At 35.1% G+C, this 12,379-nt stretch carries 13 protein-coding genes and 1 riboswitch; of the genes, 11 read left to right on the forward strand and 2 right to left on the reverse strand.

Going from position 1 to position 12,379, the window contains the following annotated elements; genetic code table 11:
- Nucleotides 1–108 precede the first annotated feature (108 nt).
- The 4 genes from resD (at nucleotide 109) to ORL93_RS11975 (ending at nucleotide 4,286) form a co-directional block, all read left to right on the forward strand.
- The gene (resD, locus tag ORL93_RS11960; RefSeq protein WP_026008430.1) at nucleotides 109–825 is read left to right on the forward strand and encodes a DNA-binding response regulator ResD; all 717 of its coding nucleotides are present in this window, start codon (nucleotides 109–111) and stop codon (nucleotides 823–825) included.
- Nucleotides 825–2,600: an ATP-binding protein gene (locus ORL93_RS11965; RefSeq protein ID WP_003206574.1), complete on the forward strand. Its 1,776-nt coding sequence runs from the start codon at nucleotides 825–827 to the stop codon at nucleotides 2,598–2,600. The genes resD and ORL93_RS11965 overlap by 1 nt, the downstream gene beginning before the upstream one ends.
- Nucleotides 2,601–3,015: 415 nt before the next feature.
- Nucleotides 3,016–3,588, forward strand: coding sequence for a cob(I)yrinic acid a,c-diamide adenosyltransferase (locus tag ORL93_RS11970; RefSeq protein ID WP_265959080.1), 573 nt, complete (start codon nucleotides 3,016–3,018; stop codon nucleotides 3,586–3,588).
- Nucleotides 3,589–3,671: 83 nt separating this feature from the next.
- Nucleotides 3,672–4,286 carry a peptidoglycan DD-metalloendopeptidase family protein gene (locus ORL93_RS11975; protein ID WP_033796015.1) on the forward strand — a complete coding sequence of 205 codons (615 nt, stop codon included), beginning with the start codon at nucleotides 3,672–3,674 and terminating at the stop codon, nucleotides 4,284–4,286.
- A gap of 29 nt (nucleotides 4,287–4,315) precedes the next feature.
- On the opposite strand, the gene ORL93_RS11980 is transcribed toward ORL93_RS11975, so the two are convergent.
- Entirely contained in the window at nucleotides 4,316–4,999 is a 684-nt protein-coding gene (locus ORL93_RS11980; RefSeq protein WP_003206567.1) for a hypothetical protein, read from the reverse strand.
- Between the two features lie 266 nt (nucleotides 5,000–5,265).
- Nucleotides 5,266–5,403, forward strand: a riboswitch (FMN riboswitch).
- A gap of 163 nt (nucleotides 5,404–5,566) precedes the next feature.
- On the opposite strand from ORL93_RS11980, the gene ORL93_RS11985 reads away from it, so the two are divergent.
- Complete coding sequence (locus ORL93_RS11985; protein WP_033796014.1) at nucleotides 5,567–6,145, forward strand: ECF transporter S component; 579 nt, start codon at nucleotides 5,567–5,569, stop codon at nucleotides 6,143–6,145.
- 117 nt (nucleotides 6,146–6,262) lie between these two features.
- Here ORL93_RS11985 and ORL93_RS11990 read toward each other — a convergent pair whose 3' ends face one another.
- Nucleotides 6,263–6,511, reverse strand: a complete 249-nt coding sequence (locus ORL93_RS11990) for a ferredoxin (RefSeq protein WP_003206564.1) — start codon at nucleotides 6,509–6,511, stop codon at nucleotides 6,263–6,265.
- Nucleotides 6,512–6,830: 319 nt separating this feature from the next.
- Here ORL93_RS11990 and ORL93_RS11995 point away from each other — a divergent pair, with 319 nt between their 5' ends.
- The 6 genes from ORL93_RS11995 (at nucleotide 6,831) to ORL93_RS12020 (ending at nucleotide 12,318) form a co-directional block, all read left to right on the forward strand.
- A complete protein-coding gene (locus tag ORL93_RS11995) occupies nucleotides 6,831–7,892 on the forward strand; it encodes a YpbB family protein (protein WP_142308392.1) in 1,062 nt (353 codons plus the stop codon).
- Nucleotides 7,882–9,429 (forward strand): RecQ family ATP-dependent DNA helicase, encoded by a 1,548-nt coding sequence (locus ORL93_RS12000; RefSeq protein ID WP_097794227.1) that lies wholly within the window; start codon nucleotides 7,882–7,884, stop codon nucleotides 9,427–9,429. The genes ORL93_RS11995 and ORL93_RS12000 overlap by 11 nt, the downstream gene beginning before the upstream one ends.
- Nucleotides 9,410–9,973 (forward strand): CPBP family intramembrane glutamic endopeptidase, encoded by a 564-nt coding sequence (locus ORL93_RS12005; RefSeq protein ID WP_097794226.1) that lies wholly within the window; start codon nucleotides 9,410–9,412, stop codon nucleotides 9,971–9,973. Before ORL93_RS12000 ends, ORL93_RS12005 begins: the two co-directional genes overlap by 20 nt.
- A 22-nt stretch (nucleotides 9,974–9,995) precedes the next feature.
- Nucleotides 9,996–10,478 carry a LysM peptidoglycan-binding domain-containing protein gene (locus ORL93_RS12010; RefSeq protein ID WP_006094243.1) on the forward strand — a complete coding sequence of 161 codons (483 nt, stop codon included), beginning with the start codon at nucleotides 9,996–9,998 and terminating at the stop codon, nucleotides 10,476–10,478.
- 137 nt (nucleotides 10,479–10,615) lie between these two features.
- Nucleotides 10,616–11,389, forward strand: a complete 774-nt coding sequence (locus tag ORL93_RS12015; RefSeq protein WP_006094245.1) for a metallophosphoesterase — start codon at nucleotides 10,616–10,618, stop codon at nucleotides 11,387–11,389.
- 29 nt (nucleotides 11,390–11,418) lie between these two features.
- Nucleotides 11,419–12,318: a MerR family transcriptional regulator gene (locus ORL93_RS12020; RefSeq protein ID WP_097794225.1), complete on the forward strand. Its 900-nt coding sequence runs from the start codon at nucleotides 11,419–11,421 to the stop codon at nucleotides 12,316–12,318.
- The last annotated feature ends 61 nt before the right edge of the window (nucleotides 12,319–12,379 follow it).

Here is a 12,379-nt window from a genome sequence, read left to right on the forward strand (position 1 = left end):
GTTGGACGCTTTAGAATTATCTATTATGAGATAAAAGTAAAAACAGTATTATATCGTAGAAGGGTAGGTGTGAACCGTTGTCATGTTTTTTTCGGGCAGCGGGAAGCAATGGAAAATGAACCAAGAATTTTAATTGTGGATGATGAAGATCGTATTCGTCGTTTATTAAAAATGTATTTAGAAAGAGAACAATATACAATCGATGAGGCTGACAATGGTGATACAGCCTTAGAAAAAGCATTGCAAAATGACTATGATTTAATCTTATTGGATATCATGATGCCTGGAAAAGATGGAATTGAAGTGTGTAAAGGGATTCGCGAGAAAAAAGCGACACCAATTATTATGCTGACAGCTAAAGGTGAAGAAGTAAACAGGGTGCAAGGATTTGAAGTTGGCTCGGATGATTATATCGTAAAGCCGTTTAGTCCACGTGAAGTGGTCCTTCGTGTAAAAGCGGTCTTGCGACGTTCTGTGACAACAACATTCTTTACACAAGATACAACAACAAAAGATATTATTGTATTCCCGCATTTAACAATTGATAACGATGCGCATCGCGTTACTGCTGATGGTGATGAAGTCAATTTAACACCAAAGGAATATGAATTGTTACTATTTTTAGCAAAGGCTCCTGATAAAGTATTTGATCGTGAGCAATTATTAAAAGAGGTATGGCAATATGAATTCTTTGGAGACCTGCGTACAGTAGATACGCACGTAAAGCGTTTACGTGAAAAATTAAGTAAAAAATCAGCTGATGCGGCGAAGATGATCGTAACTGTATGGGGTGTTGGTTATAAGTTTGAGGTTGTGAACGACTGATGCTTTGGAGAAGTGTAGTAGGAAAGCTATGGATGACCATATTGCTTCTTGTTTCATTTGTTCTTGGCTTTGTTGCCATTTTGCTTTCGCAGTTTTTTGATAATTACTATATTGAAATGAGTGAAAACAGGCTTACAAAAGTAGCGACAAGTGTTTCGGAATTAATTGAAGAAGGTGCAGACGAAAAAACGATTGAGAATATCGCGTATAAGTTTGCTGATCCGCTCTCACGGATTATTATTGTGAAGGGGGATCATGAAGTTTCTTCTTCACCGAAACAAGAAGGATTGGTAGATCTTACAATAGAAGATCTGAAAAAGGATAAAGATTTAGCAGCTGTTTTTATAGATAAAAAAGAAAATAAAGAAAAAATAAAAAAAGTGTCTGATGACAAAACGAAGAAGAACTCTGAAAATGATATTATGATTGTTGGCAAGCCGCTGCAATCATCAAATCATAGTGCGGTGTTTGTGTATCAATCATTGCAAGTTCCGAAACAAGGTATGGAAAAAGCGACAGATTTTATTTTTTTATCAGCGGGAATTGCGATTATTTTAACAACGTTCTTTGCATTTTTCTTATCGACACGAATTACAGCTCCACTTCGTAAAATGCGTGAAGTGGCCTTTGAAGTAGCGCGCGGGAAATTTGATACGAAAGCACCTATGGTTTCGCAAGACGAAATAGGAGAGCTAGCAACGGCGTTAAATCAAATGGGAAAACAATTAAAGTTTAATATCAATGCACTACAGCAAGAAAAAGAACAACTTTCTAGTATCTTAAGCAGTATGGCAGATGGAGTTGTAACGCTGAATCAAGAGTGTGAGGTTGTTGTTATCAATCCGCCGGCGGAGCATTTTTTACAAGTTTGGCAAGAAGAAAAAGAGTTGGAATTAAGTAGGAATTTACCGCCGGAACTTGTTGAGTTGTTTCATCTTGTAGTAGAAAGTGAGCAACAGCAAGTCATTGAAATTAATTTACAAAAGGGTAACTACGTTGTCCTTATGACGCCGCTATATAATCAAACAAAAATTCGCGGTGCTGTGGCGGTGCTTCGTGATATGACAGAAGAGCGTCGCCTTGAAAAAATGCGTCAAGATTTTATTGCGAATGTGTCTCATGAATTGCGCACACCGATGGTTATGCTCCAAGGGTATAGTGAGGCAATCTTGGATGATATTGTTCAAACAAAAGAAGAAATAAATGAATTTGTACAAATTATTTATGATGAGTCAGTTCGTTTAGGTCGCCTTGTGAATGAGCTTTTAGATTTAGCGCGTATGGAAAGTGGTCATGTTGAATTGCATATATCTGAAGTGGATATTCATCCATTTGTTGAGAAAATTGGACGCAAATTTCAAGGGATTGCAAAAGAAAAAAATGTGCGGTTAACAGTTGATTTCCGTAATCCAATTGAGCAACATTCGTTTGATCCAGATCGTATGGAGCAAGTATTAACGAACTTAATTGACAATGCAATCAGGCATACAAATGCAGGTGGTCATGTTGAGCTTATTATTGATACGAAAAATAATGGACTCATGTTTGAAGTGCAAGATTCAGGTGCTGGTATTCCTGAAGAAGACATTCCGTTCTTGTTTGATCGTTTTTATAAAGCTGATAAAGCAAGAACACGTGGGAAAACAGGTGGTACTGGTTTAGGGCTTGCAATTGCTAAAAACATTGTACAAGGGCATAATGGTAAAGTTTCTATATCAAGTGTCGTTGGAGAAGGAACAATATTCTCTGTATATTTACCAGGTCAATCGATATAAGTGATATTGTTGTGAGTGAATACTGAAGTTCTAGTATTTTTTATTCTTTTTGAGTTTATAATATTTTCTCAATGGAATGAAGAATATTAGAGCTTTTTGTTTTATTGTACGATTTGTAGATGGTAGTCTCTCTATGAAAGTTGATTGAAAGACAAGAAGCTTAGACTAAGGAAAGAATAAATCCATGTTGATTTGCTGGCATATAACTCACGGCTATGAAAATAAAAGAAGGTCCCCGCTCATTTTCTCCTTCTGTTCTCACATGGCATGGGGCTAAAAGGTACTGACCGTTTCTACGCATGGTCGGATGCTCTCTCCCATCAAAAAAAGAAAGGTTTAAGTCGTTTTTTCAATGTATACTTACATTTGATGGATCGTGTAATGAATAAAAATTAAAAAGAGAGGTGTAGAATATTTGAAACTATATACGAAAACAGGAGATAAAGGACAAACGAGTATTATAGGTGGACGAGTTGATAAAGATCATATTCGTGTAGAAGCATATGGAACAATTGATGAGGCGAATTCTCATATTGGATATGCGATGACTATGCTTCAAGAAGAATGCTTTCAAGACATACATGAGGAGCTTGAAAAGATTCAGCATGAATTGTTTGATTGCGGTGGGGATTTAGCAATTGTGCAGCAAAAATTACCTTATAAAGTAACAGAAGAAATGGTCATATATTTAGAGGGACGAATTGATCACTACATAGAAGAAGCGCCGCCATTAGAGTGTTTTATTTTACCTGGCGGGAGCCCAGCATCTGCGGTGACCCATGTTGCACGTACGGTAACGCGGAGAGCTGAGCGCTATATTGTATCATTAGGAAAGCAAGAGGGAATAAATGAAGTTGTATTACGATATGTCAATCGATTATCTGATTATTTATTCGCGATAGCTAGGGTGATAAATGCTCGCCTTATGGTGAAAGATGTTGAATATAAACGAAGTGCAATTGTTTTTCGTAAAAAGGAAGTGGAGTAATTCACTTTCTTTTTTGTATACTTTTTTCCGTAATATACCACAATAGAGAAAGTGTGGCGGTTATTAAAAAACGGAGGATGTATATGAAAGGCTTAAAAGTCGGGATACTTGTCTTTGGATTGTTTTTTAGTTCTCAATTATATGCTTATGCTGAGGACGGACGATGGACATGGCCGGTAGATGGAAGAATTAGTGACTATTTTGGAACAAGAAATGGAAAACACTATGGTATTGATATAGCTGCTCCAATCGGAACACCGATTGCAGCTATTCGAGGTGGAACGGTGACAAAATCCTATTTTTCAAATAGTTATGGAAATGTAGTGTTTATTAAGCATGGAGAATATGAGGCCGTTTACGCCCATCTAAATAAGAGATATGTATTTCAAGGGAATCATATTACAAGAGGTGAGGTAATTGGTGAAGTGGGAAACACAGGTGAATCACGAGGTGCACATCTGCACTTAGAAGTTCATAAAGGTGCTTGGACATTTGGGAAAAGAAATGCAATGAATCCATTGTTTGTTTTAAATGAAGAAAGGGATCAAGTGGTTTCATCATCGATGTATATTGTGCAAAAAGGGGATACATTGGTCAGTATTGCCCGTAAGTTTGGCATGACTGTTCATGAGATAAAAGTAAAAAATGCATTACAACAAGATCGAATTTATCCAAATCAAAAATTATATATGAATTAAAAAAAGGGCTAGTAGGACTAGCTCTTTTTTTACCAAAAAATAAAGACACATATAAATCCAGAAATGGCTAAATAGCTATAATAATAAAAGACCTTTGTCCTTGTTTTTTCCTTCGTTCGAAATAATACAATGGTTGGTTCGATTAGTCCGATTGTAAAGCAAAGTAGACCAAGGAGCATACAGCCGATAGAAAACGAATACAAGGCAACTTGTACTTGAAATGGAATTATCCACTTTAATAAAAATGCAATAAGTGCTGTATAACAAATGCTGCCTATATATTTGTTTAAAGTTGTATTGGAACGAAAACCAGGAAGCTTTTTCAAAAAGGATCGGGAAACAACTTCTGTTTGTAAAGAAGTATGTTCTTTAATTATTTTTTGGGCCTCTTTCCCTTTATGAAAGAGAGAGAGAATCCAATTTCGTTTTCCTTGGAAAACAAATTGTGATGTTGTTAAATAGTGATCAATTTTCACTTTATCCCAACTTTTCCACAGATGACGCTCGCGTAGCTTTAGTTTACTTTCTGTTGTTTTATCATACTGATATACACTAATTCCTTCTTTGTCAAAAGTAGCATAGTATGTTTCTCTTGAAAATGTGCCTAAATCAATTGGACAGTAGAAAAGTAATTCCTTTTTTAAATAAAAGTATTCTTTTCTTAAGTTTTTTTTCATCGTTTCTTGAATAGAGTGTCTTTTTTCTTTCTTCATGACATTTCCTCCGTATTAAGAAAATGCTCTTATCTTAACAATTCAACATCTTATCACTTTTCTGTATGAATGACTAGGGAATTACGCAGGAAAAAGTCAGATTGTAAAAAATATGGATTGTGTTGTCAAATAATTCGATAGCTTTTTTATTGAGTATTGATAAGACAAATCTTATATAGAACGATGCTTACTATTCGTAAGTTATAAACATTTTTATTCACAACTGTATGATGTTGTTGTATAATGGTGAAGAAAATAGAATATCGGTCTATCTTCGGGGCAGGGTGAAAATCCCGACCGGCGGTGATGAACAGTTGCTTTTCGTTCTAAGCCCGCGAGCCGTTAAGGCAGGATTTGGTGAGATTCCAAAGCCGACAGTACAGTCTGGATGGGAGAAGATGGAGGTTCAAGCGTTCAAAAAAGATAGCTCTTTGAACGTCTGTTTGATGTGCCTAAAAATTCTCCCTTTGTGTAAACCACAAAGGGTTTTTTCGTATCATGAAAAAATAGGCATAGCAGAACCTTTCCACTTTCCATGAGATGATCGATGGAAAAGGAGAGAGAATGATGAAACAAAAAAACAGTGTAGTACAAATGGTGAGTGTGGCGATGCTGAGTAGTATTGCGTATTTGCTTATGATGTTGGATTTTCCATTTCCAGGACTTCCGCCATTTTTAAAAATTGACTTTAGTGATGTGCCAGCTTTAATTGCAGCGATTATTTTTAGTCCGATTGCAGGTGTAGTTGTAGAAGGGATAAAAAATATCCTTCACTATGGGATTCAAGGAAGTTTAACCGGAGTTCCAGTTGGAGAGGTAGCTAATTTCATTGCGGGATGTCTATTTATTGGTCCAGCGGCATTCTTATTTCGTAAGCATCGCACAGTGAAAAGTTTAACAACAGGGTTAATGTTAGGAACGGTTGCTATGTCTATCATTATGAGTGTGTTAAATTATTTCATTATTTTACCAGCGTACACTTGGTTTTTAAATCAGCCTGCTATGTCTAGCAGTGGTATGCGACAAATGATTGTAGCGGCAATTCTACCATTTAATTTAATTAAAGGAATTGTTGTAACAGTTGTGTTTGTAGCGCTGTTTTCACGTTTAAAAGTATGGGTATTTGCAAAAATGAAAAATGCATAGAAATTTTGGCCATCAGAGGAGAGAATATCGCTGATGGCTTTTTAAATTGTAAGTTAGATGAATAACAAAAAATCCCCCTCATAAAATGAGGGGGATTTTTTGAAGTTAATAAAAAGACTATTCGAATTTTAAAGCGTCGCCATCGAATGATTCGTCAGCAACTTTAATTGAGTCAGTTGGACAACCTTCAAATGCGTCCATCATGTCGTCAATTAATACATCTGGAATTTCAACGATACCTTGGTTATCATCTAATGTTACAAATGCAATACCTTCATCATCGTAATCATAAATGTCTGGTGCAGCAGCTCCGCAAGCTCCGCATGCGATGCAAGTGTCTTTATCAACAATTGTATATTTTGCCATATTCTTTTCCCTCCTGATAATATGTATGTGAAAATATTCGCTATAAAAATTATAACCTTATTGTAAAACGGTTTTTCAAACTTTTCAACATAAAATTATAATGATAATGCTTATCAATTAGAGTGTCAACTTATTTTTGATTTATTTCACAAGATTTTCAAAATGCCTAAATGCTGTACAGTTTGATACAATAGAGAATATAAAGTGAAACTTCTATCAGTGGGGTTCTCTTCATCCCTATCGATAGAAAGCTTTCACCAATCGGGCTTTTACTGCCAGCAAATAGCGGGATAAATGTAATTGAAAGGTGGAAGCGGTGATGCAGTTACAATATACTTTACTATATTGCATAAAACAATTAAATGGTGAACGAACTGTTTCTTCCATTTATCACCTTTTAAAAGGAAAACGTTCTTCACAAACACTACAAGACGGAAATATATTTCACATTTCTTTTCTGTTTGGAATATACAAATCATTACAACGTTCTGATTATGATCAGGAAATTGAACATGTATTGCATAAAGAATGGATTCAGAATGTACATGAAAATACGTACATTTTAACTGATGCTGGAAAGGAACAACTGGAAACTTGGAAAAAAACACTTTCTTTTCCACAGTATTTACATGGTTTACACTATGGTGATCTTGGCGAACTTTTTTGGAAACGACTTTCATTAATTATTCAAACTGTGTCAAATTTACAACAGCAAAATGCGAAATTTATTCCTATTCAACAAGATACAGAGATCATGATGTGGGTCAAGCAGTTCCTCATCGGGATACCGTATACAAGAAGTGAACTTGCGGCAGGTTTGTGGAAAGAGATACATATGCTGTTGAAAGATACTTTGCCAATAGAAGCAACGATTTTTACATATCGACTAACTGGGTATGAACGGATTGGATATACATTAAAACAACTTGCAGAAATTACAAACCAAGATGTATTTCGCATCTATCTCTTATTTTGGGGTACCATTCATTTCTTTATTCAATCTGTTCGAGAGGATGAAAAAGAGTTTCCGTTATTAACAAAAATTATTTCTTATCCGAATGAAAGGGCAGATTTGTTTAGTTTATCCACGCAGAAAACATATCAGCTTTGGAGACAAGGGCTCTCTTTAGATGAAATTGCAACGATTAGAAATTTAAAGGTTGCAACAATAGAGGATCATTTTGTTGAAATTGCATTACGAGAACGAGATTTTTCTATTGAAATGTTCATTGGGAAAAATAAAATTAAGCATGTGCAGCGCATTATTGAAACATTACAAACACGTAAGTTGCGTGTATTAAAGCAAGCGGTAGGAGAAACAGTTTCTTATTTTGAAATTCGTCTTGTGTTAGCACAGATGGAGGGTGTAAATGAGACTTGAGGATTATCTGTATAAGTGGTTTGGTTATAACGAATTTCGTCAAGGACAGAAAGAGGTTATTGTGGATTTGTTGCAAGGAAAAGATGTTGTGGCGATGCTTCCAACTGGAAGAGGAAAATCAATGTGCTATCAACTTCCAGGTCTTATGCAAGATGGAACAGTACTGATTGTTTCTCCATTACTATCCTTAATGGAAGATCAGGTAACGCAGCTTAAATATATAGTAAAGAATCGTGTGATTGCGTTTAATAGTTTCCGTACATTAACTGAGAAAAAAGAAGCGATAAAAAGATTATCTTCTTATAAATTTGTCTTTGTCTCGCCCGAAATGCTGCAAACTGAAGCAATAATAAGAGAACTAAAAAAGATTCATATTTCGCTATTTGTCGTTGATGAAGCACATTGTATTTCGCAATGGGGTTACGATTTTCGAACAGACTATAAAAAATTAGATCAAGTTATAGCGGCTATTGGACATCCTCCGGTATTAGCATTAACAGCTACTGCAACAAAAGAAGTATTACAAGATATTATAAAAAGTTTAAAACTTACGAATGTAGCAGAGCATGTGTATTCGATTGATCGTCCAAATATTGCAATGGAAGTACAATTTGTACAAACAATAGAAGAAAAAAAGGAAGCGCTTCTCACGCAAGTTACTTATTTACAAGGACCAGGAATTATTTATTGTTCTAGCAGGGCTTGGACGGAGCGCCTGACAGAATATTTAAGGAGTAAAGGTATAGTAGATGTTGCATTTTATCATGGTGGAATGGAACATGAAGAGCGGATGTTAATTCAGCAACAATTTATGAATGATCAACTGCAGCTTGTTATATGTACAAGTGCATTTGGTATGGGGGTAAACAAGCCGAATACAAGATATATTATTCATTTTCATTATCCAGCAAATATTGCTTCTTATTTACAAGAAATCGGTAGAGCGGGAAGAGATGGAGAGATGAGTATTGCGATTCTACTTTGTAGTCCATTGGATCATGATCTACCAGTTTCTATCATTGAGGATGAATTACCAAATAAACAGCAAATTCAATTTTTATTTTCCTTACTACAAGAGAAGATGTTCCAAACGAAAGTATTGCCAATGGAAGATGTGGAAGAAATTTGTTATAATGCCGCAAGGTTTAGTGAGCAGCATTGGCGTTTTGTACGTTATCATTTAGAAAAGATGAAAATCATACAACAGAAGAAGCTCATTATGGAATCCTTGTCAGATGAGAAAATGAAAAAATTGATGTTAGAAGTGGACGGGCGTCTTCGGAATAAATATAGGCAATTAGAAAATATGAAATCGTGGCTCCAGTTTAAAGGGTGTAGACGGGAACAAATGCTACATCAATTTGGATATAAGAAGGAAGCTGAGGTAAAAAACTGCTGTGACTACTGCGGTATTTCCAAAGAAGATTATAAAAAAAGACGAGCAAGACAATCAATTTTCGACTATAATTGGGAAGCGGAGTTACAATTGCTCTTTGGTATGAGAGAACGGAGGAATGATGAACATTCAAAGGCGTAGTATTGAAGACATAGGTCCGAAAGAAATACGGCTTAACCTCTATATAACACAATTAATAATTATAGGTGTTGGCTGCGCGTTAGCCTATATATTATTTCCAAATAGGAATGAATTTTATGATTTGTGGAAATGGGAACCTGTTTCCATCCTTATAATAGGTAGTGGAGTTGCGGGTGGTGTCATCTTATTTGATTATATTGCAATGCAAGTGTTCCCAGAATCGTGGTTTGATGATGGTGGAATTAATGAGCGGATGTTCCAAGGGATTTCTGTCATACAATTATTAGTTATTACGTTTGTTATTGGATTTGCTGAAGAATTTTTATTTCGGGGTGTGTTACAGACGCATTTCGGACTTGTAATTGCTAGCCTTATTTTTGCTGTTTTACATATTCGATATGTGATGAAGCCATTCTTATTTTGCTTTGTATGTATGATTAGTTTTGTATTTGGATATGTGTTTCAATGGACAGGAAATTTGTTTATAACAATTTTTGCACACTTTCTTGTTGATTTTATAATGGGACTTCAATTAAGAAAATAAATGAAAGGTGGTGGTGAACAGCATGAGGAAACAAATTCCCGATTTTGAAGAAGAATTGGAAGAAGAGCAAACAGAAGAAGGTTTACCGCCGCGAAGTGAGGTTCATAGAAATAAAGAAAAGAAAAAATCTAAATTTAAGATTAACCACTTTTTTGTTCGAGTTTTAACATTTTTATTTATTTTGTTACCACTTAGTATTTTATGGTATACGGATAAGTATATCGAAGTGAAAAGTGCAAAAGAGAATGATGTCCCTGGAACAAATGCGTTTGAAGTGATTTTTTTCGATTCAAATAAACATGGTGAAGGAAAAAAGAAGCAGCCAGAAAAATTTGAAACGCATATTGTAAAAGCGGGTGAGACATTTGAAAGTATTGGGAAACAGTATTTTCCCAATGAAGATGGGGCTACAATCATTAAACGCTATAACAATTTACAAGACAATCAGTTAGAAGTGGGAAAAGAATTGAAAATTCCTGTCAAAAAGAAAACGGAGAAGGAATAGTAGCTGTAAAATAATGGTTATATGAGTGGTTGAAAAGGTGAATGAAGTATTTTGTATCGGATGAGATTTTATTCATCTTTATTGCAATATAGCTTGATAAAATTACATTTTGTTGAGAGGGAAGTTGAGAAAAATATATGTTGTGGATTTTAGGTGGCACGTTCATATGTATTGGCTTTATTTGTCTTTTTATGATGTATAGAGAAGCATTGCGTAATACATTGCTAGAACACACTTTATCATTTGTAAATTTCCCGGAAAGCTTTGGAAAGGTCAGGATATTTTTCATTTCAGATATTCATAGGAGAATTGTTTCGCCTTCTTTAATTGAAAATGTAAAAGGAAAAGCTGATTTTGTTATTATTGGCGGTGATTTAGCTGAGAAAGGTGTATCGTTATCACAAATTGCTGCTAATGTTCAAACATTAAGTAAAATTGGTCCTATATATTTTGTATGGGGAAATAATGATTATGAAATTGACTATCATGAACTAGATGCGTTATTACTAGAACATGGTGTGAAAATTTTAGATAATACAAGAGTGCTGTTTGAATCAGATTCTGGCGACAAGCTTTGCTTATTAGGGGTGGATGATGTTGGATTAGAACGGGATCGTTTAGACTTGGCACTAGCAGATTGTCAAGAAAATGGCTTTCGTATTCTTATTAGCCACAATCCTGTTATTGTAAACAAAATGTCTGGACAAGAACAAATTTCCCTCGTATTAAGTGGTCATACCCATGGGGGACAAATTCGTCTATTTCATTTTAAACGATATCTAAAAGGCGGCGTATATAAGTATCCGAATACAACTTTATTTGTGAGTAATGGGTATGGAACGACATTGATACCACTACGTTTTCGAGCTCCAGCCCAAACGCACTTAATTACGTTGCAAGGAAAAAAATAAGAGATGTTCGGTTTAAAGGTGGGAAAAACATGCCAACTTTAAAAGGGAAATATAATATAAAAGCTGTTTCGAATATGCTTGGAATTCAGCCGAGTACGCTGCGGGCTTGGGAGAGACGATATCATATTATTGCTCCAAAGCGCAATGATGCTGGGCATCGCCTATATACAGAAGAGCATGTGAGAATTTTAAAATGGTTAATGTATAAAGTGAATGAAGGATTTATGATTGGTCAAGCAGTCCAGTTATTAGAGAGCAATCGATTGCAAAATCACAATTTAGTTGAAGTAGCGTACAGTACAGAAGTGTTTTTAGTAGACGATATCCTTCATTATTTGTTAAAATTTGATGAAAAGCATGCCCGTGAATTATTAAACGAGGCATTTGTTATTTATACAACAGAAAAAGTAATCACTCATATATTTGTTAAGATTATTGATAAATTGGAGACTATGCGGAGAAATGATGAGATAACAGCTGTACAAGAGCGGTATATAGATTCATTTTTATGTTCACGCATTGGAATGATTTATCATAATACGCATACTAATTTTATTTTGCCAAAAGCTTTGGCTATATGCGCACCAGGAGAATTGAATACATTAAACCTTTTTGTTTTCACAATATATTTACGTTTGAAAGGCTATCAAGCAACATATTTTGGGACAGGCCTAGAGGAAGATGGGATTCATACAGTTATTAAGCAATTTGCACCCAAATATGTGTTTATATCATGTTCAAAAGAGCGATATTTGAAAGGCGCACTAAATTTGATTAAGAAGTTGCAAAGTCAGAATTCAAAGATCTGCATAGGGCTTGTTGGATTTGCAAGTCAGTTTGTTTCAGATGAAGACAAGATTGGACTTCAAAATGTGTTCATTGGTGATACAAAAAAAGAATGGGATAAATGGTTAAATACGTCGGAATAGTTGTTCGAAAAGAACCATCTATTTTCTATTTCATATAATAAAAATTAGATACAACGGTTAC

It is taken from the genome of Bacillus sp. DHT2 (assembly GCF_026241455.1).
Taxonomy (GTDB): Bacteria; Bacillota; Bacilli; order Bacillales; family Bacillaceae_G; genus Bacillus_A; species Bacillus_A pseudomycoides.

Coding starts and splice junctions, on each gene's coding strand:
- resD (WP_026008430.1), top strand. CDS start 109: ATGGAAAATGAACCAAGAATTTTAATTGTGGATGATGAAGATCGTATT.
- ORL93_RS11965 (WP_003206574.1), top strand. CDS start 825: ATGCTTTGGAGAAGTGTAGTAGGAAAGCTATGGATGACCATATTGCTT.
- ORL93_RS11975 (WP_033796015.1), top strand. CDS start 3,672: ATGAAAGGCTTAAAAGTCGGGATACTTGTCTTTGGATTGTTTTTTAGT.
- ORL93_RS11980 (WP_003206567.1), bottom strand. CDS start 4,999: ATGAAGAAAGAAAAAAGACACTCTATTCAAGAAACGATGAAAAAAAAC.
- ORL93_RS11985 (WP_033796014.1), top strand. CDS start 5,567: ATGAAACAAAAAAACAGTGTAGTACAAATGGTGAGTGTGGCGATGCTG.
- ORL93_RS11990 (WP_003206564.1), bottom strand. CDS start 6,511: ATGGCAAAATATACAATTGTTGATAAAGACACTTGCATCGCATGCGGA.
- ORL93_RS11995 (WP_142308392.1), top strand. CDS start 6,831: ATGCAGTTACAATATACTTTACTATATTGCATAAAACAATTAAATGGT.
- ORL93_RS12000 (WP_097794227.1), top strand. CDS start 7,882: ATGAGACTTGAGGATTATCTGTATAAGTGGTTTGGTTATAACGAATTT.
- ORL93_RS12005 (WP_097794226.1), top strand. CDS start 9,410: ATGAACATTCAAAGGCGTAGTATTGAAGACATAGGTCCGAAAGAAATA.
- ORL93_RS12010 (WP_006094243.1), top strand. CDS start 9,996: ATGAGGAAACAAATTCCCGATTTTGAAGAAGAATTGGAAGAAGAGCAA.
- ORL93_RS12015 (WP_006094245.1), top strand. CDS start 10,616: ATGTTGTGGATTTTAGGTGGCACGTTCATATGTATTGGCTTTATTTGT.
- ORL93_RS12020 (WP_097794225.1), top strand. CDS start 11,419: ATGCCAACTTTAAAAGGGAAATATAATATAAAAGCTGTTTCGAATATG.